The organism is Flavobacterium sp. SM2513 (genome assembly GCF_050908145.1).
Taxonomy (GTDB): domain Bacteria; phylum Bacteroidota; class Bacteroidia; order Flavobacteriales; family Flavobacteriaceae; genus Flavobacterium.
This window is the reverse complement of sequence record NZ_CP194228.1, coordinates 344,795-371,267: the sequence shown is the minus strand read 5'-3', so window position 1 is coordinate 371,267 and position 26,473 is coordinate 344,795. Positions and strand designations below refer to the sequence as shown.

The 26,473-nt window shown below is 33.7% G+C and carries 23 protein-coding genes; 3 read left to right on the top strand and 20 right to left on the bottom strand.

Features of this window, described 5'->3' with window-relative positions; translation table 11 throughout:
• Positions 1-156: 156 nt before the first annotated feature.
• The 5 genes from ACQ5J2_RS01420 to gcvP all read right to left on the bottom strand — a co-directional run bounded on the left by ACQ5J2_RS01420 (position 157) and on the right by gcvP (position 6,423).
• Positions 157-1,005, bottom strand: coding sequence for a glycosyltransferase (locus ACQ5J2_RS01420; RefSeq protein WP_432671909.1), 849 nt, complete (start codon positions 1,003-1,005; stop codon positions 157-159).
• 326 nt (positions 1,006-1,331) lie between these two features.
• A complete protein-coding gene (locus tag ACQ5J2_RS01415) occupies positions 1,332-1,862 on the bottom strand; it encodes a methyltransferase (protein WP_432671908.1) in 531 nt (176 codons plus the stop codon).
• 73 nt (positions 1,863-1,935) lie between these two features.
• Positions 1,936-2,994 carry a 3-oxoacyl-ACP synthase III family protein gene (locus tag ACQ5J2_RS01410; protein ID WP_432671907.1) on the bottom strand — a complete coding sequence of 353 codons (1,059 nt, stop codon included), beginning with the start codon at positions 2,992-2,994 and terminating at the stop codon, positions 1,936-1,938.
• A 109-nt stretch (positions 2,995-3,103) separates the two neighbouring features.
• Positions 3,104-3,487, bottom strand: coding sequence for a group III truncated hemoglobin (locus ACQ5J2_RS01405; protein WP_432671906.1), 384 nt, complete (start codon positions 3,485-3,487; stop codon positions 3,104-3,106).
• Between the two features lie 92 nt (positions 3,488-3,579).
• Positions 3,580-6,423, bottom strand: coding sequence for an aminomethyl-transferring glycine dehydrogenase (gcvP, locus tag ACQ5J2_RS01400; protein WP_432671905.1), 2,844 nt, complete (start codon positions 6,421-6,423; stop codon positions 3,580-3,582).
• Between the two features lie 136 nt (positions 6,424-6,559).
• On the opposite strand from gcvP, the gene ACQ5J2_RS01395 reads away from it, so the two are divergent.
• The gene (locus ACQ5J2_RS01395) at positions 6,560-7,378 is read left to right on the top strand and encodes a hypothetical protein (RefSeq protein ID WP_432671904.1); all 819 of its coding nucleotides are present in this window, start codon (positions 6,560-6,562) and stop codon (positions 7,376-7,378) included.
• A 110-nt stretch (positions 7,379-7,488) separates the two neighbouring features.
• On the opposite strand, the gene ACQ5J2_RS01390 is transcribed toward ACQ5J2_RS01395, so the two are convergent.
• The 13 genes from ACQ5J2_RS01390 to ACQ5J2_RS01330 form a co-directional block, all read right to left on the bottom strand.
• Positions 7,489-7,683, bottom strand: a complete 195-nt coding sequence (locus ACQ5J2_RS01390; protein WP_022828288.1) for a hypothetical protein — start codon at positions 7,681-7,683, stop codon at positions 7,489-7,491.
• Between the two features lie 91 nt (positions 7,684-7,774).
• Positions 7,775-8,227 (bottom strand): SRPBCC family protein, encoded by a 453-nt coding sequence (locus ACQ5J2_RS01385; RefSeq protein ID WP_432671903.1) that lies wholly within the window; start codon positions 8,225-8,227, stop codon positions 7,775-7,777.
• The gene (locus ACQ5J2_RS01380; protein ID WP_432671902.1) at positions 8,224-9,132 is read right to left on the bottom strand and encodes a TIGR01777 family oxidoreductase; all 909 of its coding nucleotides are present in this window, start codon (positions 9,130-9,132) and stop codon (positions 8,224-8,226) included. The genes ACQ5J2_RS01385 and ACQ5J2_RS01380 overlap by 4 nt, the downstream gene beginning before the upstream one ends.
• Before the next feature lie 3 nt (positions 9,133-9,135).
• Positions 9,136-9,957 (bottom strand): DCC1-like thiol-disulfide oxidoreductase family protein, encoded by an 822-nt coding sequence (locus ACQ5J2_RS01375; RefSeq protein WP_432671901.1) that lies wholly within the window; start codon positions 9,955-9,957, stop codon positions 9,136-9,138.
• Positions 9,957-10,925, bottom strand: a complete 969-nt coding sequence (locus tag ACQ5J2_RS01370; protein ID WP_432671900.1) for a YqjF family protein — start codon at positions 10,923-10,925, stop codon at positions 9,957-9,959. The genes ACQ5J2_RS01375 and ACQ5J2_RS01370 overlap by 1 nt, the downstream gene beginning before the upstream one ends.
• Positions 10,926-10,983: 58 nt before the next feature.
• On the bottom strand, positions 10,984-11,487 hold the full coding sequence (locus tag ACQ5J2_RS01365) for a GbsR/MarR family transcriptional regulator (protein ID WP_432671899.1): 504 nt from the start codon (positions 11,485-11,487) through the stop codon (positions 10,984-10,986).
• 132 nt (positions 11,488-11,619) lie between these two features.
• Positions 11,620-12,057, bottom strand: a complete 438-nt coding sequence (locus ACQ5J2_RS01360; RefSeq protein ID WP_432671898.1) for a hypothetical protein — start codon at positions 12,055-12,057, stop codon at positions 11,620-11,622.
• Positions 12,035-13,057 (bottom strand): hypothetical protein, encoded by a 1,023-nt coding sequence (locus ACQ5J2_RS01355; protein ID WP_432671897.1) that lies wholly within the window; start codon positions 13,055-13,057, stop codon positions 12,035-12,037. Before ACQ5J2_RS01355 ends, ACQ5J2_RS01360 begins: the two co-directional genes overlap by 23 nt.
• 63 nt (positions 13,058-13,120) lie before the next feature.
• Positions 13,121-13,279, bottom strand: coding sequence for a hypothetical protein (locus ACQ5J2_RS01350; protein WP_432671896.1), 159 nt, complete (start codon positions 13,277-13,279; stop codon positions 13,121-13,123).
• Between the two features lie 90 nt (positions 13,280-13,369).
• The gene (locus ACQ5J2_RS01345) at positions 13,370-15,394 is read right to left on the bottom strand and encodes a M3 family metallopeptidase (RefSeq protein ID WP_432671895.1); all 2,025 of its coding nucleotides are present in this window, start codon (positions 15,392-15,394) and stop codon (positions 13,370-13,372) included.
• 202 nt (positions 15,395-15,596) lie between these two features.
• Positions 15,597-16,079: a 5-(carboxyamino)imidazole ribonucleotide mutase gene (gene purE / locus ACQ5J2_RS01340; protein WP_432671894.1), complete on the bottom strand. Its 483-nt coding sequence runs from the start codon at positions 16,077-16,079 to the stop codon at positions 15,597-15,599.
• Positions 16,080-16,378: 299 nt separating this feature from the next.
• Positions 16,379-17,533, bottom strand: a complete 1,155-nt coding sequence (locus tag ACQ5J2_RS01335; RefSeq protein WP_432671893.1) for a 5-(carboxyamino)imidazole ribonucleotide synthase — start codon at positions 17,531-17,533, stop codon at positions 16,379-16,381.
• A gap of 70 nt (positions 17,534-17,603) precedes the next feature.
• Complete coding sequence (locus ACQ5J2_RS01330) at positions 17,604-18,140, bottom strand: hypothetical protein (RefSeq protein WP_432671892.1); 537 nt, start codon at positions 18,138-18,140, stop codon at positions 17,604-17,606.
• A 120-nt stretch (positions 18,141-18,260) separates the two neighbouring features.
• Between ACQ5J2_RS01330 and ACQ5J2_RS01325 the strand changes: the two genes are divergently transcribed.
• Positions 18,261-20,618 (top strand): GAF domain-containing protein, encoded by a 2,358-nt coding sequence (locus ACQ5J2_RS01325; RefSeq protein ID WP_432671891.1) that lies wholly within the window; start codon positions 18,261-18,263, stop codon positions 20,616-20,618.
• Between the two features lie 13 nt (positions 20,619-20,631).
• Here ACQ5J2_RS01325 and ACQ5J2_RS01320 read toward each other — a convergent pair whose 3' ends face one another.
• Complete coding sequence (locus ACQ5J2_RS01320; RefSeq protein ID WP_432671890.1) at positions 20,632-21,822, bottom strand: Pycsar system effector family protein; 1,191 nt, start codon at positions 21,820-21,822, stop codon at positions 20,632-20,634.
• 23 nt (positions 21,823-21,845) lie between these two features.
• On the opposite strand from ACQ5J2_RS01320, the gene ACQ5J2_RS01315 reads away from it, so the two are divergent.
• Positions 21,846-25,571, top strand: a complete 3,726-nt coding sequence (locus tag ACQ5J2_RS01315; protein WP_432671889.1) for a metallophosphoesterase — start codon at positions 21,846-21,848, stop codon at positions 25,569-25,571.
• On the opposite strand, the gene ACQ5J2_RS01310 is transcribed toward ACQ5J2_RS01315, so the two are convergent.
• Positions 25,545-26,435, bottom strand: a complete 891-nt coding sequence (locus ACQ5J2_RS01310) for a hypothetical protein (protein ID WP_432671888.1) — start codon at positions 26,433-26,435, stop codon at positions 25,545-25,547. The genes ACQ5J2_RS01315 and ACQ5J2_RS01310 overlap by 27 nt on opposite strands.
• Positions 26,436-26,473: the final 38 nt, after the last annotated feature.

The window sequence follows — 26,473 nt, the reverse complement described above, 5'->3', positions numbered from 1 at the left end:
TTTTTTTGGGCGTTCCGTCTGTCCTGAAAAAAATCAGGACAAACGTCGGGCTTTCCGCTGTATCTTTGATTCCCTTTCAGTACATCAAAGGATGCCGCTGCAATCCCTAACGCAACGTTTCGTTTTCAGCAGAAAAACTTGTTTATAATAAGCGATTTAAAACAATTTCTCTTTTATTTTTTTCCAACGGTAATTTCGGATGAAAACGGCTTGTTGTTCAGTAACTAATAATGTTTTATTGGAACGTTTTGCTTTCCAAAAACCATTCATGTAGTCAATGAAAAGGACTGGTTTCTTTTTGCGTAAAGCTAATTTTGCTGAAGCAATTGAAGTTATCCAAAAACCATAACCCAACGTATAAAAAGCTTCTCCTTGTTTATAACGAGCGGCTTTATTGTAGTTGACTCCCGTAGGTTTTAAGTGTTTTACATGTAACGTTTCGTCTGTTTTTATCTTCCAATTGTAAAACTTACAGAGCAATTCGTCTACAGTATCCCAACCCATCGCTGGTTTTAAACCGCCGATTTCTTTAAAAGTTTCTTTTCTATACGCTTTTAAAGCACCACGAATATGGTCTTTATCGGTTAAGTTTTCTAAAATCCAGTTGCCGTTTTTTTCGATGTAACAAAATCCCCCAACCATTCCTATTCGGTCGTCTGAATTGAAGTGTTGGATTAAGGTTTCAAAGTAATTTGGAGGAAAAATTAAATCGGCATCTGCTTTTACTATAAAATCATAATTTTCATCGATAGATTCCAATCCTTTTTGAAAGGCTTGAATGACCTTACTTCCTGGTAAATGAATGGCATCGGAAATTTTATTGACCAACGAAATAAATGGATATTCTTTGGCGAAAGCTAAAACAATTTCCGCCGTTTTATCGGTTGAATTATCATTTACAATCACGACTTTTGAAGGTAGAACGGTTTGTTCTGTCAACGATTTAAGTGTTAATGCAATAAATGGCGCTTCGTTATAGGCAGGAATGATGATGTAATAGTTCATTGCACTTTTTATTTAGTTTAAAAATTGACCTTCCGTAGCATCAAAATTACTTTCCGCATATAGAAATTGAGCTTCCGCATACCTTAAACTTGCTGCCGTAGGGCAGAAATGACTTTCCGCAAGTCTTATATTAGTTTCCTTCGAAGAGAAATAATCTTCCGTATAAGAGAATTACATTTCCGTATGTCAAAATTGAATTGCCGTCTATCTAAAAGGAATTTCCGTATGATTGAATTTAGTTTCCGTAGGGCAAATTGCAGTTTCTGTCTATTAAAATTGACTTTTGCTGAAGCTAAGTTCTACTATTAACTTCTTTATTCTTTTCTCTATATTCTTTTCATTCTCTCGGCATAAACCAAATAATATCTTGGAGTAAAAAAACGTAATATTGGACGGAAGCCAATTTTCTTTACGGGATGTGTAAATTGTAAAGAATCGATAATTTTGAACCCGGTTTTTTCTAAAAGCCAATCCAATTGCCAGTCTTCAAATTCATGGTAATGCCGGTCCCATTTATCCGTTTTACTTTTGTAAGCCGATTGAAACCAAAGTCGCATTGGAATGGAAATCAAAACTTTGTTACATTTTACATTTTGTAGAACTGTATACGGATTTAGTAAATGTTCAAAAATTTCGAACGCAGTAAAGACGTCGTAATTTTCAGTTTTCAACGTTGTTTGGTCGTTGTCTAAATCTTCTCCTTTCGTATTGAAAACTTGATATCCATTTTCTTCCATTATTTTTGAAAAAGGATTTGGAACCCCTAAATCAAAAATAGTTTTAGAAGTTGGAATGTGTTTTTTTAAAAAATCTAACGTGATATCAAATCGTTTATTGGGAAATGATTTTTCGTACATAGAACAAAGAATTGGTTTTTAAAGGCACAAAAATTTACTGTAAAAGCGAATCTAAACGATGATAAAACGGAAATTATATTTGATAAACCATTGCATTGATATTCATTCCGGCACCAACGGAAGCAAAAAGGACAATATCTCCTTTGTTCAGCGACTGATTTTCGATTTCTCCTTTAATGAGTAAGTCATATAAAGTAGGAATTGTAGCTACACTAGAATTTCCTAACCTGTGAATACTCATGGGCATGATTCCTTCAGGGACAGATAGTTTGTAAAGCTTATAAAAACGTTGCAAAATAGCTTCGTCCATTTTTTCATTGGCTTGGTGAATCAGAATTTTTTTGACTTGCCCTATTTCAACTCCGCTATTTTCTATACAAGTTGCCATTGCTTTTGGGACTTCGATTAAAGCAAATTCATAGATTTTTCGGCCGTGCATTTTAATGTAACGGATGTCTGGGTTGTGCGTCTTATTGTATGATTTTCCAAAAAACAAATAATTAGCTTCGTCGTACGTAAATGAAGCCGATTCGTGCGCTAAAATCCCGCCTTTTTCTTCTGTAGCTTCGATAATTGTGGCACCCGCTCCGTCAGAATAAATCATGGAGTCCCGGTCATGTGGGTCTACAACGCGAGATAATGCTTCGGCACCAATCACCAAACATTTTTTTGCCATTCCTGCCTTTATAAATGCTTGTGCTTGAATAAAAGATTCCAACCAGCCTGGGCATCCAAAAAGCATGTCATAAGCGACGCACTTTGGGTTTTTAATCCGTAAATTATATTTCACTTTTGAAGCTAAACTTGGTATCATGTCACCTTGAATGGCTCCTTTTTTTACGTCACCAAAATTGTGTGCTACAATGATATAATCTAATGTTTCAGGGTCAATCTTGGAATTACTTATGGCTTCCTGAGCTGCAATTGTAGCAATGTCAGATGTAAGTAAATCATCATTTATGTATCTTCTTTCCTTAATTCCTGTAATTTCCGCGAATTTTTTTGCCACAATTTCATTAGAATGTGGGAAAAGAGTTCCGTCCTCGTTAAGGAAAACGTGATTAGCAAAGTCTGTGTTGGGTACAACTTGGGTGGGAATATAACTTCCTGACCCCGTTATTTTTATATTCATCGGTCTTTTTTATAAAAGATAAAGGTACTATTTTAAAATGTATTGACAATAAAAAAATACTATGCATGCATATATTTTTATTTTACAACAAAAAGAAAAGGTTTGAATTTTATACTAACTTTCTTTCGTTATGAATTTTAATTTGCATTACCGTAGCAATACTTAAAGCTTGAGTTTTTATTTTTTCTGCGTTTAAACCTTCAAAAGTTTCATCAACAGCATTATTAAAATGAGTAAGCCAAATTTTAAATAACTTTGGTGACAAATATTCTTTCGTGTTGATGTCCAGATGGATATTAGTCAAATTTTTGAAATATCCACCTGTATTAAAAATGGCTTGTGACCAGAACGTAACTAAAATCGGCAAATGTTCTTCTAGTTTTATTTTGACAACATCCGTAAAAATGTATGCAATGGAAGTGTCACTTAGTAATTTTTTGTAGAATTCATCTACCAATACGTATAAATCGTCGTTATTTTCTAGGTCCTTCATCGTTGAAATTTTTCACAAAAGGAAAGAGGTTTTAAATGTGAAATTAAAACCTCTTTCTTTACTTAATACGGTGTACGTTATTTTAACATTAATTACATGTAAGCTTCAATTGGAGCACAACTGCAAATTAAATTTCTGTCACCATACGTTTCATCAACACGACGAACGCTAGGCCAGAATTTATTCTCAGCAATATAATCCAACGGATAGGCAGCCGTTTCTCTTGAATAGGGGAATGTCCAGGTATCAGCAGTTAACATTGCTAACGTATGTGGTGCGTTTTTCAACATATTGTTTTCATCTTCCTTAGTTGCCGCTTCAATTTCTTGACGAATTGAAATCATGGCGTCACAAAAACGGTCTAACTCAGCCACATCTTCTGATTCTGTAGGTTCAATCATCAACGTTCCAGCCACTGGGAAAGAAACCGTTGGTGCGTGAAATCCATAATCCATCAATCGTTTTGCGATATCGGTTACTTTGATTCCTTTTGCTTCAAAACCTCTGCAATCCAAAATCATTTCGTGAGCGGCACGTCCTTTTTCTCCAGAATATAAAACAGGATAGTGATTTTCTAAACGCGCTTTCATATAATTTGCATTCAAAATGGCATATTTTGTAGCATTTGTAATTCCTTCAGAACCCAACATACAAATGTATCCGTAAGATATCAAACATACTAAAGCAGAACCGTAAGGGGCTCCAGAAATAGCCGTAATTGCCTGTTCTCCACCTACTTTTACAAGTGGATTACTTGGTAGGAACGGAACTAGTTTTTCGTTTACACAAATTGGTCCAACACCTGGTCCACCACCTCCGTGAGGAATGGCGAATGTTTTGTGTAAATTTAAGTGACACACGTCAGCTCCAATTGTAGCCGGATTTGTTAGTCCTACTTGAGCGTTCATATTTGCACCATCCATATAAACTAAACCACCATTATCATGGATGATTTGCGTAATTTCTCTAATTGCACTTTCAAAAACTCCGTGAGTTGATGGGTAAGTTACCATTAAACAAGAAAGTGTATCTTTATATTTTAACGCTTTTTCGCGAACATCTTCTACGTCAATATTACCATTTTCCATGGTTTTTGTAACGATTATTTGCATTCCTGCCATCGCTGCCGAAGCTGGATTAGTTCCGTGAGCCGAAGCTGGAATCAAGCAAACCGTTCGTTTGTTATCACCTCTTGACTGATGATACGCACGAATAGTCATTAATCCAGCATATTCACCTTGAGCTCCTGAATTTGGTTGTAATGTTGTTCCTGCAAAGCCAGTAATTACATTCAGTTGATGCTCTAATTTTTTTAGCATCGTAGTATAACCTTGAACTTGGTCCAATGGTGCAAAAGGGTGAATAGTGTTCCAGTAGGGCATACTTAAAGGTAACATTTCTGCTGCAGCATTCAGTTTCATTGTGCAAGAACCCAATGCAATCATCGAATGTGTTAGCGATAAATCTTTACGCTCTAATTTTTTGATGTAACGCATTAAACTCGTTTCTGAATGGTATTTATTAAATACCTCGTGTGTCAAAAAAGAAGATGTTCTTTTTAAATGAGTTGGATAATTTTTTTCTGTTACAAATTCAGTAACTTCAAAAGCTTCTTTTCCTACCGCTTCCGCAAAAACAGCAATTACTTCATTTACGTCTGTAAATAAAATTGTTTCGTTTAACGAGATTGAAATAGTTTCATCGTCAATGTAGAAGAAGTTAATTTCATTTTTCTCAGCAATTACACGTACTTTTTTAGCGTCTGCTTTAACTACAATAGTGTCAAAGAAAGCAGTATTGGTTTGGTAAACCCCTAATTTATTTAAAGCATCTGCAAGCGTTGAAGCCATCGAGTGGACTTTGTGTGCAATGTATTTAAGGCCTTTTGGTCCGTGATAAACAGCAAACATTCCAGCCATAACTGACAATAAAACTTGTGCCGTACAGATGTTAGAGGTTGCTTTTTCACGTTTGATGTGTTGTTCACGCGTTTGCAAAGCCATACGTAAAGCACGGTTTCCATCAGCATCTTGCGAAACACCGATAATTCTTCCCGGCATTGAGCGTTTGTATTCGTCTTTTGTTGCAAAATAGGCAGCATGTGGACCACCATAACCCATCGGAATTCCGAAGCGTTGTGTAGTTCCTACAACCACTGCAGCTCCCATTTCTCCTGGAGGCGTTAATTTTACTAGTGATAAAATATCTGCAGCAACCGCTACTTTTATTTCATTATCACTTGCTGTTTTGATGAAATCAGCATAATCGTAAACTTGTCCGTATTTTCCTGGATATTGTAAAATTGCACCAAAAAACTCTGATGAAAAATCAAATTCTTGGTGGTTTCCAATCACTAATTCAACTCCAACTGGTATAGAACGTGTTTGTAAAACAGATAAAGTTTGTGGCAAGATTTCTTCAGAAACGAAGAATTTACATACATTATTTTTCTTTTGGTCTCTTGTTCGAACGTCAAATAATAACGCCATTGCTTCAGCAGCAGCGGTACTTTCGTCTAATAAAGAGGCATTGGCAATTTCCATTCCTGTCAGTTCAATAACGGTAGTTTGGAAATTCAAGATAGCTTCTAGACGACCTTGCGCAATTTCTGCTTGATAAGGTGTATAAGCCGTATACCATCCTGGATTTTCAAAAATATTTCTTTGGATTGCCGGAGGGACAATTGTAGGGTGATACCCCAATCCAATATAGGATTTGAAAACTTTATTGGTACGACCTAAAAGACGAATGTGGTTTGCATACTCGTATTCGGTCATGATGTGTTCCAATTCTAACGGTTTTTTCAAACGAATGTCAGACGGAATGGTCTCGTGTATTAATTGGTCTAATGTTTCAACTCCGATGGTTTCTAACATTTTAGGCAAATCGTTTTCTCTTGGTCCTAAATGTCTTAAAGCAAATGAATCTGTTTTCATAATGTGTGGGTAGTGGGTTGTTTTCGTGGTGCAAAAGTACTACTAATCTTAAAAATAATTTGATTTTTGGCAACGAATTTCACGATTTTGTAAAAGCATTATATTTTGTATAAGTAGTTTGTTTATTTTTGTCAATATGCAACCGCTCAAAAGATTATTCAACTTCTATATTCACTCAAGTATTCACGTTTCAATAGCAGTTTTAGCATTGGTTTTATTGACCAACCACATGTTTCAACAACCTTTTGATTTATCGATGGCGGGTTTTGCGTTTTTTGGAACTTTATTTGGGTATAATTTTATCAAGTACGAAGTGTATTTTAGGAAAAAACTGCCGCTTCGAAAAGAATTAGTAGCGACTTTAACTTTGAGTTTATTTGCTTTAATAGCTTCGGCTTATTTCTTTTTTTGTTTAAAATTTGAAACGCAAATAACAGCACTTGTTTTCTTTGGATTAACCTTTTTATATACGGTTCCTGTTTTTTCCGCAAGGAAAAATATGCGCAATTGGACGGGAATTAAAATTTATATAGTTGCTTTTTGTTGGGCAGGAGTAACCACTTTATTACCAATGATTAATTTTGGAGCTGAGCTTTGCCATGATGTAGTTGTCAAATTTAGCCAGCGTTTCTTGCTGGTAATTGTCTTAATATTAATTTTTGAAATTATTGATTTAAAGGATGATGACCCGACCTTATTTACAGTTCCGCAAAAAATAGGTATTCAAAAAACCAAATGGTTGGGTTATTTGCTTCTAATTCCTTTTTACTTTTTAGAATTTTTAAAAATTACGGTTGACACAAATCAGCTGATTGTTAATCTGATTCTAGTTTTGGTAACGGCAAGCTTTTTATTTTTTGCGAATGAAAGCAGAAATCGGTATTACACTACATTTTGGGTGGAAAGTATACCGATATTTTGGTTAGGATTAGTCGTTGGAATGCAATTGTTATAATTAAATAACTTGTATAAACAAGTTTACCATTCTTTTAAAAAATAGAAAGAATGGTACTTATTTGATTGTTTTGCTTCTGCACATGTAATGAAACAATTCAGAAATTCTAATTAGGCTTCATCTTTTGTAGTTCGAACTAAACTAATCCCTGCAAAGAAGAATACAAAACCTAAAACACCGTATATAATCAAAGACCTAATGTCTTGGTTTCCGCCTCCTGTATTTGCAAATAAAACGGCGGTATAAATTAATCCACCAATCCCCAACGCGGTAAGAATTGCTCCAAAGATTCTTTTAAGATTCATAATGTCTATTTTTAAAGTTGTTACTTCAAAAATAGTTCTAAATCTTAGTAAATAAATTATATGATTTTTAGTAAATGTTTAAGATTTCACATCAGTGTTTTTCCGCTATTTGCTTGATGAAATTATTTCGCTCTGTTATAAAATTCGTCAGGTGTTTTTTGAGTATTATAGTGTTAAATATCTTTCCTGCTAGTCCAAAAGGCGTTTCATACTCAATTGTGTCGGACATAATTGTCCCGCCGTTTTTCTGCTGAAAAGTATGGGTGTGTTTGAATCTTTTAAAACGACCTTCCAGCATTTCATCTACAAAATAAATGGGAATTTCCATTTCGGGGATGGTACTTTTATGCGTAAGATAAATTCCAAAATGTTTTCCACGCCAAGTGACGGTTTCGCCTTTGCTGATTAATCCCGAAACGACTCCGTCAATTGCAGTTTCCTTTGACTTTGAAGTGGATTGTTTATGGATGTCAATGTTTCTATTCAAATCGAAAACTGTTTTAATTGGAGCATTTATTTCTGTTTGTAATTTAATTGTAGTCATTTCACGAGGTTTTTTAAGGCTTCTTCTAGCGTTTTAAATTGAAATTCAAAACCGTTTTTAATTAATCGTTCCGGAATCACATTTCTACTTTTTAAAACTAATTCTGGTTCGGTTCCTATGATTTTTGCACCAAGGTTTAATAATGATTTTGGCGTGGGAATTCCGATGGAAACATGTAAGTTCTTTCTCAAATTGGACATGAAATATTTATTTCTAATCGGTTGAGGTGAAACGATATTTACTTCTCCAGTCATTTCTTTTTGTATTACAAATTCAATGGCTCTTGCAAAATCATGTTCATGAATCCAACTTATAAATTGATTTCCACTACCTTGTTTTCCGCCAAAACCCAATTGGGTTAATTTTTTTAAAGGAATAAAAGCGCCACCATTTTTACCCAAAACGATTGAAGTTCGTAAAGCGGTTTTAAAAGTTTGCGGCGTTTCAATCTCAAAAAATGCTTTTTCCCACGCTTTCGCAACATTCATTGAGAAGTCATCGCCAATTTCTCCATTTTCCTCCGTCATTCGCTTGTCTTCAGAGTGGCGGTAAATGGTCGAAGTGGAAGAATTTAACCAATGTCTCGGTGGATTTTGGCATCGTAAAACAGCTTCGTTCAGAATTTTGGTACTGTCAATCCTGGAAGATAGAATTTCTTTTTTGTTGGATTCCGTATACCTACAATCTACAGATTTCCCTGCAAGGTTGATTAGAACGGCGGCATTTTCCAATTCGTTTTCCCAGCCTGAAAGTGTTTTTGCATCCCAGTTTATATACTTAATAGTATTCAAAACACGAGATTTTCCTCTTGTCAAAATAATAATTTCATCATATTTATTTTCAAAATGGTTCACGAGAACTTGACCTAAAAATCCAGTTCCGGCGGCAATTACTAATTTTTTCATGATTTATAAATTTAAGATGAGAAGTAGGGCAACCATTCGGTATAAAACCCAAGTGAATGTGAGGGTTTTTGGCAGCTGTAACATTTTAATTCTGCGAAAATGTTCATATATCATTAGATTCACTGTTATGCCAAACCAACCTAAAATGAGGTATTCGTTTAGATGTACAAATTGACTTAAAACCAATACAGGTGTTAAAATTAAACTTCCAATTACAGAAACGGTGACCAAATTCCCAATGTATTCTAATTGACTTTGTTTACTTAATTTTTGTATGAAGAGATATTGAAAGGCAATTTGTCCCACAGCTAAAAGCAATTCCCTGACGAAAGTAGCTTTTGGTAAAAGCATAATTATCTGTGAATATTGAAGTAAGATAATTGCCGTAAACAAAGTGGCAAAAACAATGTAGGACAATCTGTATTTTATATTGAAAGTTGGAATGCATTCTAAGCCCTTTTCTGATACAATTTTACTTGGTGCGATAACTTTTCTGTTATATGAAATAAACTTATATAGCTGTTTCAGCAGAAAATTTACGGGTTTTAAATTTCCGATGCTTTCCATCCAAGGATAAGAATTTCCAATTACTTTTAGAAGACTTTCTATTCCGTAAAATACTTTTTTATTTTCGTTATCCACTAAAGCGATTTCGTTTTTAGCTCGTTCAACATCAATAAAAACTTGTTCTGAACTTGTTATCGTTGTGAAAGATTTTCTTCCGTTCGAATCCAACATTTTCGTTTTTATAAATCCAGAAGTGTACAGATTGCACATTGGACAATCTTCATCGTATAGTAATGTGTGATTTTCTAGCGTTTTCATTAGAATACTCGTTTACTTTCAATACTAATTTTAGAACCTTTTGCAACAAAACAAGAATCAGCTTTTAAGTCTTGCAGAAAGGCAAATTCCTTTCCATAAGTCAATTCAAAATCAACAGTTATAGCATAATCAATTACTTTATACTGTTGCCATCTCGGATGTTTCACTTCATATTCAACTGTTTTTTGTCGGGGTGAAATAGTATAACCATAATAATGTTCCGAAATGAATTCTGCTTCAGAATTTTCTTCAATTGGTAGTAATTTTTTCTCTGTTTCTACGGAAATCGAATTTCTGAAGTTTTCTTTAAGCCATTCGTATTTAAAAAATCGCGAAGTTGTAGAAACTGTTCGCTCGTGACGCATCGGTAATGTTTGATATTGTTCATTATACAAAGTATTTGCAACAAAAGTGATGGCGTGTTTTGGAACGATTTCTTTTATAAAAACAACGCCTCGCTTCCAGTTTCCATCTTCAAATCGCTTGACGTAAAATCGTAGATTGACTTCTTCAAAGTTGACGTGAAACGGGATTTTCATACCTAGAACCTTTACATTTTCAAACATAAAACCAATTAAGCTTATGTAACATTTGCCATTCCATAAATCTAATTCTGTGCCTTTTGGAACATATTTTTTAAGAAAACTTGGATTTATTTCGTAATTTATAAATAGTAAATCGTTCCATTCTGCTTTCATGAAACTATTTTCATTTTGCGTATGAATAATATAGGTAAGGAATAAAATCAAAAAAACTGGAATTGAAAAGAGCCAAGTGAAATTGCCATTCCATAAACAAAAGAATATAATTACTAAAGTAAAATAGATGTAGATTGATTTGTTTTTTGGCCTAAAAATTAAAAATACAATGGCAATAATTAATTGCAGTAATCCAGTTACAGGAAGGCCATAGGCACCACCAAAAAGAAATAATAGTGCGATACTATTTAAAATTTTTAATGCTCTCATAATTTCAACATATTAAACTTTCAGAAAAAAATGAAAGTTTTAATTAAAAAAAAGCCGATTAACGCATGATTTTCATCACCAATCGACCAATCCAATTGTCTTTAATTTCTGTTACTTTGTCAATCATATTGTCAGCTTTGAGAACAAAATCATATAAATTATTGGTTTGTTCTACAAAATGTTTAGTCTCCAAAGATGTTGCAGGATTAATCGAAGAAACATCTTTCAATACTTTTAACGCTGGTTTAATCTCACGTTTACTTCTTTCTTTGGCAATTTTCACAGCCAATTCATCTAAATCTTTTTCGGCGGTAAAAAACTCTTTACGTTCACCCGACTTGTATTCTTTGTATACAATTCCCCAATCCATCAAAGCTCGTAAATTCATACTCGCATTTCCACGAGAAATCAATAATTCGTCCATTACGTCCTCCATTGAAAGAGGTTCGGCAGAAACCATCAACAACGCATGAATTTGTGCCATCGTTTTATTGATTCCCCATTGTGAACCTAAAGCGCCCCATGTTTGAATGAATTTATTTTTTGCTTCTGCGAATTCCATGAGACAAATGTACGACTTTATTTTTAAAGTTTCAATAATATTTGAAAGTTTGTTTTAGAATTGTAAAAATGTTGATTTTGGTGAATAAAGATAATTTTAGGGAGTTTTTGAAGTAATATTAAATTAGTAGATTTAAGATGTACTAATTTTAATTTTTTCTTCGATAGTCACAATAATGCTATTTCTCCTATAAACCGAAAGGGTTTTTAGGAGAAAAATTAATTTGTCTCGCTCTATATTTTTAACCACAAAATCAGCTATTTCATGAACCAGTTTTGCCTCTGCATTTGAAAATAAGGAAATTTCGCTTAACAAGCTAATCAATTTAACTTCACTTAATTTAAGTGCAATCTCTTTATATTCATTTACAAAATTTAGGTTGTAAGCATTTTGCAACATCTCAAACAAATCATTTCTTTTGTCGTCCAATTTCTTTATTTCGAAATAGAAATTAAAAGCCTCTATATTTCCATTTTGATAACTGTACCTAGAATTGGTTAAAACAGCCTGTCGGTATTTTTTAAATTTTTCAAGCGTTGCGTGTTTTTTAAATGAACAAATAGTCGTCAATGTCAAAAATGTATTTCCCGTATTCACTTAAAACATCGGCTAGCTTATGTTTATTTGTATTTTTATAAATTAAAATCAAGAATTTTACATAAGGCAAATCATAATCTGATTTCGAGTTGTGTTCTATTTGTTCCAAACAATATTTCTCGGCAGTTGCTATTTCATTGATTTTAATTAATTCAGAAATCAGTAATAAATTATGCTCGTTTTGAAATCTTCTAGGTTTAAATTTGGATACATGTTTCTCAAACAATTCATTTTCAGAAAAAACAGTTAATAAAAAATGCTCCAATTCGAAAGCAATTAACCAAAAGGATTCTTTATAGTCGTCGAAAAGTGTGTTGAAATTTTGTTCTAAAGTAGTGACTACAAAAGGGCTTTGAATATCATTTATTTTTGAAAATTCATATATTTTTTTAACTAGGTTCAACTCCAAAATTAGAAATTTTTCTTGAAATACTAATTTGCAATAAAATTGCACCGCATTTTGCCAAGCTGCAACATCTTTGAGGTTAAAAATAGATTTGAGTTGCTGTTCTGTGACATTTTTGATAAGTGTTTTAATTCGACTACCCGAGGTATAAAACTGATAATTTATGCCTTCGATTTCGGTAATTAATGTTGTAAATAATTCGTGATTTTCGTTAGAAACTTTGGCAAAAATAAAATCAAAAGCTGGCTTTAATGCAATAGTTAAGATATCAACAATTTTCTTAACTTCATTGGTTTCAATAGTTTTTCTTCTACCAATAATAGAGGTTATGCTTTCATTTATTGTTTTTTTAATAAAAGAAGCATCAATTTCAATGGTTTGTGATACAAAGTTGTTCTTAAATAAAAAAGCTAATTCTTTGTTTTTATTTAAGGTTTCAGAAATCCAAAGTCGCAAAGTTTCGTTATCTACTGTTTCTAAAACTTGGTCAATTTCAGAAAGTTTACGTTTGACGGGTTTTTTAATACCCGTTTTTTCTTTTTTATTTTCAGCAAGAAATTGTGCCAATGCAATAATGTGATTACAAGTTCCTCCATTTTCGCAATCGCAACTGCTTTCTTTGATGTTTTTTTAGGAATCCAAAATCAATTGGACATCATAACTTTTAGCATTTTCGTCTACATAGGCAACAAAAACGTTTTTACTTGTTTCGTCTAAATCTCGAACAACCAATTTTTGAGTAGTTTTTAGTTTGGCTTGATGTTCCTTTAAGAAAGTAGTAAGCGTCATTTTTCTTGAGAGTTATAAATTTGAAATTATTTTTTTAAAAAGGTTATCAAATTTTATCTGATAACCCTTTTACAATTAATTATTAAAATTTTAAATCAACCCCGCCCGTTTCAACAAAGCCTCCGGTTTAGGTTCTTGACCTCGAAATCGTTTATATAAAACCATCGGATGTTCGGTTCCGCCTTTTGACAATACGTTTTCTTTAAATTTTGTTGCCACTTCTTTGTCGAAAATTCCTTTTTCTTGGAAATAAGCAAATGCATCAGCATCCAAAACTTCAGCCCATTTGTAACTGTAATACCCCGAAGAATAGCCGCCTTGGAAAATATGAGAAAATGCGGGACTCATTGCGTTTTCTGCAACGTCTGGAAATAAATTCGTTCCGGCGAATGCCTCTTTTTCAAATGCTTTCACGTCTTTGATAAGTTGTGCTTTTCCATGATAAGCCATGTCTAGAAGTCCGAAACTAATTTGTCGCATGGTTGCCATTCCTTCTTGAAAACTGGCACTTTCTTTGATTTTTTCAACAAATTCTTGCGGAATAATTTCTCCGGTTTCATAATGTTTGGCAAACAAAGCCAGCGCTTCCGGTTCGTAACACCAATTTTCCATTACTTGACTTGGCAATTCTACAAAATCCCAATAAACCGAAGTTCCAGACAAACTCGGATAAACCGTATTAGCCAGCATTCCGTGTAAACCATGACCAAATTCGTGAAACAAAGTAGTCACTTCATTAAAGGTTAGGAGCGAAGGTTTAGTTGCTGTTGGAGGTGTGAAATTGCAAACATTGGAGATATGTGGACGATCGTTTTTACCGTTCCGCTTCGATTGTGATTTATACGAAGTCATCCAAGCGCCGTTTCTTTTTCCTTTTCTTGGGAAAAAATCGGCATAAAAAACAGCTACTAATTCGTTGTTTGCATCTGTGGCTTCGTAAGTTGTAACATCTTTGTGGTATTTTTCTATATCAAAAACTTCTGTAAAATTTAATCCGTATAATTTTTTAGCAATGGTAAAAGCGCCATTTAAAACGTTTTCTAATTTGAAATACGGTTTTAATTTCTCATCATCTAAATTGAATAATTTCTGTTTCAATTTTTCAGAATAATAACTTCCGTCCCATTTTTCTAAATGTTCAATTCTATCTAGTTCTTTTGCGAAAGCGGTTAATTCTGCAAATTCTTTTTCGGCAGCTGGTTTTGCTTTTTCCAATAAATCATTCAAAAATGAAATTACTTTGTCTGGGTTTTGAGCCATTCGCTCTTCTAAAACAAAATGAGCATGTGAAGCATAACCTAACAATTGAGCTCGTTCGTGACGCAAACGAACAATGTTTTTTATATTTTCTTGGTTGTCAAACTCGTTGTTTTGAAATGCTTTTTTTCCTGCTGCAATAGCCAATTCTTTTCGTAATTCGCGGTTGTCAGCATACGTCATAAACGGAATATAACTTGGATAATCTAGTGTGAAAACCCAGCCTTCTTCGTTTTTACTTTCTGCTTCTGCTTTCGCGGCTTCAATGACACCTTCGGGCAAACCTTTTAAATCGGCCACATTGGTAATACGCAAGTGATAATTATTGGTTTCTGCTAAAACATTTTCGCCGAAAGTCAATTTTAGTTTTGACAACTGGGTATCAATTTCTCGCAGTTTCGTTTTTTGTTCTTCATTTAACAAAGCACCATTTCGAACAAAACCTTTGTATTTTTTGTCTAATAAAGTGTGCTGTTCTGTTGTTAAATCTAAACTATCTTTTTGGTCGTGAATCATTTTAATTCGTTTGAATAAATCTTGATTCAAAGTGATGTCATTGCTGAATTCCGTTAACAATGGAGAAACTTCTTGAGCAATTTTTTGCATCTCATCCGAAGTTTCAGCCGAATTCAAGTTGAAGAAAATAGACGATAATCGGTCTAATGGGTTTCCTGCAAAATCCAATGCTTCAAGCGTGTTTTCAATTGTAGGAGTTTCTGGGTTATTGATTATTGCGTCAATCTCTGCTTTTGCATTTTTGATATTTTCTTCAAAAGCAGGTTTGCAATCCTCCATTTTAATTTGAGAAAATGGAGCGGTTTCGTATTTGGTAGTGAATTGTTTTGTGAGTAATGTCATGTTTGTTTTTAAATTTAACCGCGAAATTCGCAAGGAGTTACGCAAGGTTCGCAAAGTTTTTAAATTAAGATTTGCCAATTGATTCAAGATAAACCATTAATGATGGTTTAGCCCAGATAGCAATGAAAATCCTTTTATTTTTTTCTTTAAAAAATAAAAGATTGAAATGGATAGCTGGAAATAGCTCCTGAGAATTATTATTTTACTTTGTTAAATTCTCCGAAGCTTTTAAAACCGCTTGTTTCAAACCTTCCTTATAAGAAATCATTTTTTCCAAAATTTCAGGATTTGAACTTCCGATAATTTGGGCAGCAAGAATTCCAGCATTTTTTGCGCCATTTAAAGCAACAGTTGCGACGGGAACGCCACCAGGCATTTGTAAAATGGATAAAACAGAATCCCAACCGTCAATAGAATTACTCGATTTTACAGGAACTCCAATAATTGGCAACGGCGACATGGAAGCCACCATTCCAGGTAAATGTGCCGCTCCACCAGCTCCAGCAATTATTACAGAAATATCTCTTTTGTGAGCATTTTGACTAAAATCAAATAATTTTTCAGGTGTTCTGTGAGCGGAAACAATATCAACTTCTGTTTCGATTCCGAAGTCTTTTAAGATGTCGATGGCATCTTGCATCACCGGCATGTCGGAAATGGAACCCATTACTATAGCTACTTTCATAATTTTATTTTTTAATTTGTCACTAAATGATTGATGAGATAAAACATTGCCACAATTAAACAAATATAACAGATGATTAATAGTAGTAACGAAAAAAGGGCCTTAATTCTTTCTCCTAAATATTCTTCTTTATCAAGTAAAGTTTCAAAATTCACTTTCAAAAGACTGGAAGAATCAGTTACTCGGAAGAAATTGACAAGAGTATCTAAAATATCCATAAAATTAAATTTAGAACCGTTTTTATTTGAAAAAATTTTCACAAATTAAATCTGTGAAAATTGGTGAAATCTGTGTTGTTTTTATTGACTTATTACCCGAATTGTTTTCTTAACTTCTTCCGCCACTTTTCTAGCTTTATCCATATCCGCATTTACAATCGTAACATGACCCATTTTTCTAAAAGGCCTCGTTTCACGTTTGCCATAAATATGTGGAGTAACGCCGTCAATAGCTAATATTTTTTCAATATTTTCATAAATTACATCGCCAGAAAAACCTTCTTCACCAACTAAATTTACCATGATACCGTTGATTTTACTTTCAGTACTTCCCAAAGGCAAATTTAAAATAGCTCTTAAATGATTTTCGAATTGTGAAGTATAACTGGCTTCAATGGAATAATGTCCCGAATTATGTGGTCTTGGAGCGACTTCATTAATTAAAATTTCATCGTTTTCGGTTTGGAATAATTCCACAGCTAAAAGTCCGACGTGACCAAAAGCTTCCGAAACTTGCAAAGCTAAATTTCTAGCTTTTAATGCAACAGCATCGTCAATTCGTGCAGGGCAAATTACGTATTCTACTTGATTGGCTTCTGGATGAAATTCCATTTCCACCACTGGATAGGTTTTGATTTCGCCTTTCGGATTTCGAACTACGATTACGGCCAATTCATTTTTGAACGGTACCATATCTTCAGCTATACATTCTACATCGGGAAGATTTTCTAAATCAGAGGCATGACGAACGATTTTCACTCCATTTCCGTCGTAACCAAATTCGGTGCTTTTCCAAACGAATGGAATTTTTAATTTTCCATCTAAAAAAGCAACCATCAACTCTTTCAATGAACTAAAAGTTGAAAAATCAGAAGTAGGCAAATTATTTTCTTTATAAAATGCTTTTTGACGTCCTTTATTTTGAATTCCTCGAAGTGTTTTTGGCGAAGGATATACTTTTAAGCCTTCCATTTCAAGTTGTTCTAAAGCTTCCAAATTGACCAATTCGATTTCAAAAGTCAACACATCTACTTTCTTTCCAAAATTATAAACGGTGTCATAATCCATCAAACTACCTTGGAAAAATTGGTTGCATGCCATTCTACTTGGTGCTTCGGGACTTGGGTCTAAAACGTAGGTTTGAATATCAAATTTCCGAGTTTCGGACAAAAGCATTTTTCCTAATTGGCCTCCGCCTAAAATTCCGAGTTTAAAATCGGATGAAAAGTAGTTCATGATGTTGTGTTGTTGTTTACGCAAAGATACTTATACCATTAGAAATTGACAATTGATACGCTATAAATTCTCACTGGTTAAACTTCTTGATTGCAGTACGACTTGCAATTTGGTAAGAAGGCAATTGTGATGCATATTCTTTTTCAATTAAATCACGCAAAGTGTCTTTTAACCATGGAAATTCGTCCGAAAAATGCGTCATAATTTTTAAAGCATTTACTTTACAAGCTACTTTTTCATTGCCGATAAACCAGTCCAAAGACGCTTCAATAAGTGCTTCTTTTTGAAAATCATTTAACTTTATCTCTGGTGTCAATACCACAAAATACAGAATTCTCGATATTCCTCTCACGGCTGAACATTTTTTATAGTGTGAGGCTTGCTCAATTAATTTAGGAATATAATTTTCAATAAAAATCGGATTGTCTTCGGTCATGAGTTCTACAATTCGCAAAGCTTTCGGATGGTTATTATAATTCAAATCTGTTGCCATATTAATTAATTCATCCAGCAAATCCGTATTTCGTAAGACTGCATCTTTAATTTTTACTAAATCAATTTTGGTTGAATTGCATTTTTCTAGTGTTGCTTGTAGAGATAAATCCATACGGTAAATATAGTTGAAAGATGCGCATTTTGCCTTTTGAATTAGTTGAATTGAAACCTTGGAAATACAGAATGAGAATGAACTAATTAGTATCTTTGCCACAAATGAAGACCTTATAAAATGATTTATACAAAAAATGACGACAGCCCTTTTCAAGTTCATATTTCCTTTCATAAAGTGGTGGAACGCTTGGAGGAAATTGCGTCATTTGATATTGATTACCGAGCCAATTATGCCAAAGGTTTACTTAATGAAGTAAAAAAAACGCCTGAATTAATTAGTGGTAATTCCGATTTTTCCAAATTAGAAGAGCATAAAGTATTGATTCGTCATTTGCTAGCAGACTTGTTTCCAGCTGCTTTAAGTGGAAATGAAATTAAAGCAGCTGCGATTCCTTTTCATAATATTTTGTTTAATTATTCCAACCGTTTTGAGGCAATCCTTGAAAATGCAGGTGCAAACTTTGACATGAATATTCGTGAATTTGACGACCAGCAAATTTATGTCATGAGTTGTTGCTTGATTTTACTCAAATATTACAACTATAAAATTGATGTGGTAAAGTCACTTTTTTATGATATTCCAGACCAAAATGGTGTTATTTGTCATTACCGAGTTTTATATAATGTTGATTTTGTAGAGGTTATTCCTACTGAAAAAGCGCACCAACTTTCAATGGAAGAAATTGAAGAATTGATGGACAATTTTGACAATTTTGCTTTATGGTGTGAAAAATTTCCGCCAAAAAGTTGGATTCTAAAAGGTTTCGGAATCATGAATTTATATGACGCAACAATTGAAAGCGCCATTTCAAATTTAAAAACCAACCTTCTGGGAAAGAAAGAAAATCAAGATTATATTTCTGAAAATATTGAAACCATTTTCAGGTCGATTTTTAAAGTCGCTGATTTAGAAACCGGTTACACAGCCGTAAATGCAGAAGAAAATCGGTTTGTTAAAGCGCCATTTGACGATAGTTTAAAAAGTTTTATTCTGCAAGAAACAGAAACGCGTCATCCGAGTGATTTAATTTGTGATAATTTGTTTGATTGTGTCATCAAAAAACACCAGTATTTTAGCGTTTCGAATCTTGATAAATTTTTAAAAGAAAATCCGAACAATAATTTATTAAAGCATTTTTCGAATTTGGGAATTAAAAGTTTTCTACTCGTTCCATTGATGTCGAATACTAAATTATTAGGGGTGATGGAATTGGTTTCGTACCAAAAACATCAGTTGAATAGCATGAATGCACATAAAATGGATGTTGTAATGCCGTATTTACAGGAAGCGATGGAGCGCTTTTACAACGATATTGAGTTGGAGATTGAGGCAGTGATTCAAAAAGAATATACTGCCATTCATCCAAGTGTGTACTGGAAATTTAAAGAGGAAGTTTCTTCACATATTACCGATAAAAATAAGCGTGATTTACCTTACAAGGAAATTGTTTTTGAAGATGTTTGGCCTTTGTACGGTCAAATTGATGTCAAAGATTCATCTAAATACAGAAATCAAGCTATTTTAGATGATTTGGAAACACAAATCGACTTGCTTATTTCTCTATTTGAGAAAATTTCTCTGACTAATTCGACAGGAATTATAGCAGCAAATGTATTTGAATTGCAAAATTTTAAAAACAATTTAAACAATACTTTGCAGGCTGATTCAGAAGTGTTGATTCATACCTTTATTTTAAATGAGTGCCATCCTTTATTGGAACAGCTCCGAAATTCTGCTACAGATGTAGCGCAATGGGTTTCCGATTATTATGAAAAATTAAATCCGCAAACCAAGTTGGTTTATAACTGTAGAAAAGATTATGACTATACACTTTCGTTAATTAATAAAAAATTAGCAGCTATAATGGATGCGGAACAAGAGAAAGTGCAAGCCTTATTTCCCCATTATTATGAACGTTTTAAAACAGATGGCGTAGAACATAATCTATATATTGGCGCGTCTATAAATCCTAAAATCCCATACAAATCTATTTATTTACAGCAGTTGAGGTTGTGGCAGCTTTATGTAATGTGTGAGATGGAACATGAATATTTCCAACTTCGAAAAGAGCTTCCCTACAGTTTAGATGTTACTTCGCTCATTTTAGTTTTTAACGCACCTATTTCCATACGTTTCAGAATGGATGAAAAACATTTTGATGTTGATGGCACTTATAATGCAAGATATGAGGTGGTTAAAAAAAGAATTGACAAAGCAAATATCAAAGGAACGACAGAGCGAATCACCAAATGTGGACATCTTGTTATTGTGTATTCTCAAAAAGAAGAAGCTTTTGAATATAAGAACTACATCCATTTTCTGCAAAACCAAGGGTTTTTAAATCCAGATATTGAAGAATTTGATGTGGAAGACCTTCAAGGTGTTACAGGTTTGAAAGCAATTCGAGTTGCCGTCAATTACCAAAAAAACAGAGATAATCTATCCTACAATCAACTGTTGGAATCGTATGTGTAATTAAAAATGAAAGTTACAAATTCTTGAATGCAAATACAAAAGCAGCAACAGAAATAAGAATACCTATCATGAAAACGGTGTAGGTAACTCGAAGTAATTTATATTTTCGGTTTAAAACCAATCCCAAGAAATACAAATCTTTAATCATTGTGTCGTAAAGATATTCGCCATCTTTCATCATTTCTTTCATTGCCCAAGTGTATTCTTCTAGAGGCATTTTGTAGAAATTCCCAAAAAACAAGAGGTTAACTTCTTTGTTTTCAATTTGTTTTCGGGTAAAAGAACCTCCGCTAATTTTCGGTCTTGTGGATAAAATCGCAAAAATAATAGACAATACGCTAAAGAAAAGCATTATAAAAGTGGGAACTATCAAATGCGAGTTACTAGGACTGTCTAATTTTGGAATCAAAGTCGATAAAGCAATGGAAATGATAATCGCATTTACGGAAAGTAAAATATTGGCTTTACTATCGGCAATTTGACTCAATTGAGTGTGATTGTTAAGCGTTACCCGAAACATCGTTTCAATACCACGTTCTGGAGAATCGATTTTTGCTAATTTTTTCTTAGTCAGTAAATCCTTTGGCTTTTTCTTCGCTTTGGCTTTTTTGGCTAATGTTTCAATTTTTTCATTAAGTATTTTCGCATTTGCATCCTTAATAGGTTGCCAGTTGGCTTTTGCATAGGCAGTATAAAATACATGGACATTGTTAAAAACTTTCTGATTTTCAGTGGACCATTCTAAATCACTGAACTTCATTTTTCTCGTCAAGCTGAATTCATAACGCAATAAGTTGCAGAATTGAAAGTAATTGGGATTACCAAAATGCGACCAATCTGCATCGCGAATTATTTTTTCTAATTGTGTTACAGGAATTTCGTCAATTTTTGTCTTCTGAATAAGTTGACTTATTACGCTTATTTTTGACGAGTCGTAATTATGTTCTTCAAGAAAATCACGTGCAATTTTAATACTTACTTCTTCATGATTTTCAAAACCTTTGATGTAACCGGTGTCATGGAACCATGCAGCAAGAAGTAATACTTCCGCATCATCATCACTTATTCCTTCAGCTCGAAGAAGTAAGCGTGTATTTTGCACCACACCTAAAGTATGATTAAAGTTATGGTAGATATAATCCAAAGATAAATTATCTTTGAATAATTGATTTACAAATTTTTCTGCATTTTCAACAATAGTCATAAAGAAAGAATATCCCGCAAATTATGAAATTATTTCATTCCAATTATAGTTTTAAGTTTTTTAAAGTTTTATTTATACTCCCGTTAACACTAATAACGTTGGTGGGTTGTGCCGTTAAGGAACCTAAATACGGAAAAAACGCACAGCAGTATGTAATTTCATCTGCAGAAAAACCTGAAATTCAACACACGTTCTACTTAATTGGAGATGCTGGTAATGCTGATAAAGAAGCGGGTGAAAACACTTTAGGCTTTTTGAAAGACAAATTAAAATCAGCAGATGAAAACAGTACGTTGCTTTTTTTAGGAGATAACATCTATCCAGATGGTTTGCCTAAAAAAGACGATGAAAACCGAAAATTAGCGGAGAAAAAGTTAGACAATCAACTGGATTTAGCTAAAGATTTTTTAGGTAAAACAATTTTCATTCCTGGAAATCACGATTGGTATAACAATGGATTGAAAGGACTAAAAAGGCAAGAGGATTATATAAATGAAGCACTTAAAGAAAAAAAGTCCTTTATGCCAAGAGAAAGTTGTGCGATTGATAAACTATCTATTTCTGATAATTTAGAGCTGATTACAATAGATTCACAATGGTTTTTAGAAGATTGGAACGATAGTCCAACTATTAACGAAGGTTGCGATGTAAAATCGCGCGAAGAATTTTTTACAGAACTGGAAAGTGTACTCAATAAAAATCAGTCAAAAACGATGGTAATTGCAATACATCACCCCTTAATGACTAATGGAACACACGGAGGTCAGTTTTCGCTTGAAAAACAATTGTTTCCTTTGGAATCTAAAATTCCATTACCAATAATTGGTTCGCTGGTCAATTTTTTAAGAAAAACGAGTGGTATCAGTCCACAAGATTTGCAAAATAAAAAATATTCAGAATTGGCCAATCGCATAAAAGCGTTGATTCAATCGTATGATAATGTGGTGGTGGTTTCCGGTCACGACCATAATTTGCAGTACATTGAAAAGAATAATGTTAAACAAATTATCAGTGGTTCGGGTTCAAAATTGGAAGCAGCAAGAGCGATTAATGAAAAGGATTTTTCAGCAGGAATGAACGGTTATGCGGTTTTAGAAATTGGTAAAAATGGGGATGCTTTTGTTTCTTTTTATGGTGTGAATCAAAAAAAAGAGCAACTTCTGTATAGCTATAAAGTTTTGTCTGAAAAGAAAGTAACGGAGTTGACATTTAATGCATCGGTTCCGGAATTTATAGAGGCATCTATTTATTCAAAAAAACGGACTTCGAAGAGTGCTTTTTATAAATTGCTTTGGGGAAATCATTACCGCGACGTTTATAGTCAAAACATTAAAGCGCCAACAGTGCATTTAGATACTTTATTTGGCGGGCTCAAACCTTTAAAAGCGGGTGGTGGACATCAATCAAAATCGTTGCGACTGGAAGACAGTACGGGTAAAGAACTTGTAATGAGAGGTTTGAAAAAAAGTGCCACACGATTTATTCAGGCATTGGCTTTTAAAGACCAATCCATTGAAAATGAATTTAATAATACCTATACGGAGGATTTTCTGTTGGATTTTTACACTTCGTCCCATCCTTATACGCCTTTTGCTGTAGGGAATTTAGCAGAAGCCGTTGGAGTAAGTCATACGAATCCAATATTGTTTTATGTTCCAAAACAAAAAACGTTAATGGATTTTAACGCAGAATATGGCGATGAATTGTACATGATTGAAGAGCGTCCGATGGAGGCATTTAAAGGCTACGAAAGTTTTGGAAGTCCAGAAAACATTGTGAGTACGGATGATGTTTTAGCCAATCTGATTAAGGATGAAAAGTATGAAATTGATGAAGCATCCTATATTAGAGCACGTCTTTTTGATATGTTAATAGGCGATTGGGACCGTCACTCTGACCAATGGCGTTGGGGCGAATTTCGTGAACATGAAAAGGTAATTTACAAACCCATTCCTCGCGATCGCGACCAAGCTTTTCCAAAATATGGTGGTGTCGCGTTGACTATAGTTTTAACTGCACCAGAGTTGCGACACATGCAGGAATTTGCTTCGGATATTAGAAATGTGAAGTGGTTCAATATGGAACCGTATCCGATGGACCTAAAATTCTTGAAAACTGCAGATGCAAAAGCTTGGAAGGAACAAGCTGATTTTATTATGCAAAATCTTACAGATGCGGTAATTGACACTGCTTTTAATGTTCTTCCTCAAGAAGTTCAAGATGCAACAATTGATGAAATTAAAAACACGTTACGACTTCGGAAAGAAAAGCTGAATGATTTTGCACAAGATTATTTTAAAGTTTTACAACGTACAGCAGTGCTTGTCGGGACCAATAAAAAAGATAAATTCATCATCACTCGATTGCCAGAAGGCAAAACGGAAGTGCAAGTTTTTAGATTGAAAAAAGACGGTGAAGAATTTCAATATACGCGTCTTTTTGACAAGAACGAAACCAAGCAAATTTGGATTTACGGCTTGGAAGACGACGATGTTTTTGAAGTGAAAGGAAAGGAATCGGGTGTCATTCGATTGAAAATTAGTGGTGGAGCAAACAATGATTTATATGAAATTGAAGACGGTAAAAGAGTAACCTTATTTGATTATAAGACTAAAAATAATGTATTTCAAATTGATAGAAAAACACGCAAAATACTTAGTGATAGTTATGAACTCAATAAATACGATTATAAAAAACCAAAGTACAATGCATTTGCTGGCTATCCTGACGTAGGTTATAATCCTGATGATGGAGTTAAAGTGGGTGTTTCTTTGACTTATAAAGTGAATTCATTTATACGAAATCCATTTTCGCAAAAGCACAACTTAAAAGCGAATTATTATTTTGCTACTGAAGGTTATGAATTTAAATACAATGGCGTTTTCCCAAATAGCATCAATAATTGGCGATTAGAAATGGATGCCACAGTTACGACTCCTAATTTTAGTGCGAACTTCTTTGGCTACGGAAATGAAACTCAAAATTTGGATGACGATTTGGGAATGAATTACAATCGTATAAAGATGCAAACGTTGGGTTTTGCGCCATCAATTCATTGGCAAGGTGATTTTGGCGCTCATTTTTCTGCAAAATTAAATTTCAGGTCTGTGGAAGTGGACCGAACTGCAAATCGCTTTATTGTGGATAATTTCGCAATTGATGAAGAAGTGTTCAAGACACAAAATTTCCTAGCAGCTCAAGTGCGGTATGGTTTTGAAAATTACGACAATGCCTCAATTCCATCAATGGGAATGAAATTTTACGTTGAAGGCGGTTATGAAATAAATCTCAACGAATCTAATAAAGCGGTGCCTTATGCTGAAACGGCTTTAGGCTTTAGTCATAAAATCACCAAGGATGACCAACTTGTTTTTGGAACTTTGGCGAAAGCTAAAATGTTATTCAGCAATGATTATTTATTTTACCAAATGGCAGAACTTGGTGGAGATGCAGATTTAAGAGCTTTTCGTTTTCAACGGTTTTCTGGAAAACAATCATTTTTTATATCATCCGATTTAAGGTATAAAATAGGTAAATTTAAAAACAGCTTGATTCCGGCTCAATACGGCGTATTTGCAGGTTATGATAGCGGTAGAGTTTGGCTTGCCGATACGAATTCAAACAAATGGCACAATTCATTTGGTGGTGGGATTTGGTTAAATGGTGCGAAAATTTTTACTGGAAAAGTCTCTTATTTTCATGGTGAAGACGGCGGTCGATTTTCAGTGGGATTGGGCTTTGGATTTTGATAAATTCAGTTGGTATAATTTTCCTCCCGTATGTTTGTCTTTTTCTTCAGTGATGTAAAGCGTACTTTCATTAATGAAACAGATGCCTTCTTTTTGTGTTAATGTGGGAAGCGAAATATTTTGCATTGTACCTTTAAAGAAGGAATCTCCGGTAAAATCAGTAAAAAGCCAAACTTGATTTGAGCTCAATAAAGCGATTGTTTTGCCATTCGGACTAATATCAGCACTCGTAATTGCACAGCTGCTGAATTTCTCACAGGTTTTAAAAGACGCGATTAAGGTGGCTTTATGATTCCCTGATTCATTTGGAACACGATATAAATGAGTCGTGCCATCAAATTTGGAACTTCTGTTTTTGGTAAACAAAAAAAAGTTATTTTGGAACACAAAAAAAGATTCTACATCAAAATTCCGTTCTGATTTCTTGGGTGGAAATGCTTTTTGTTCGGGATAATAAAAGGAAATAGTACGGACTGGTGTTGCCTCATTTTTGGTTAAATCTGTTGCTGAAATTTTATAAATGGCTAAATCTTTACGTTCATTATCATTATTTCCAAAGTCACCAATGTATAAGTTTCCTTCATTATCAGAAGTCAAGTCTTCCCAATCGTTATTTTTTACATTTTGAATAGAAATATTTTGAACGATTTTACCTTCCAAATCTAATCCAAATAATTCGGGTTTATTTCCACTGTCTTCAAGTGTCCAAATTAATTTAGAATTAGTAGCGACTTCAACAGCAGATGATTCCTTGATTTTTTTGGGCATTGTAAAAATTTCTTTGAAATCAACATCAGAAACAGTGCTGCTGCAAAATGTGAGCATAAAGAAACTAAGAAAAAAGGGAAGTGTTTTTGGTAACATTTTTATTTTTTTATAAAAGTATAAATAAAAATTTAAGT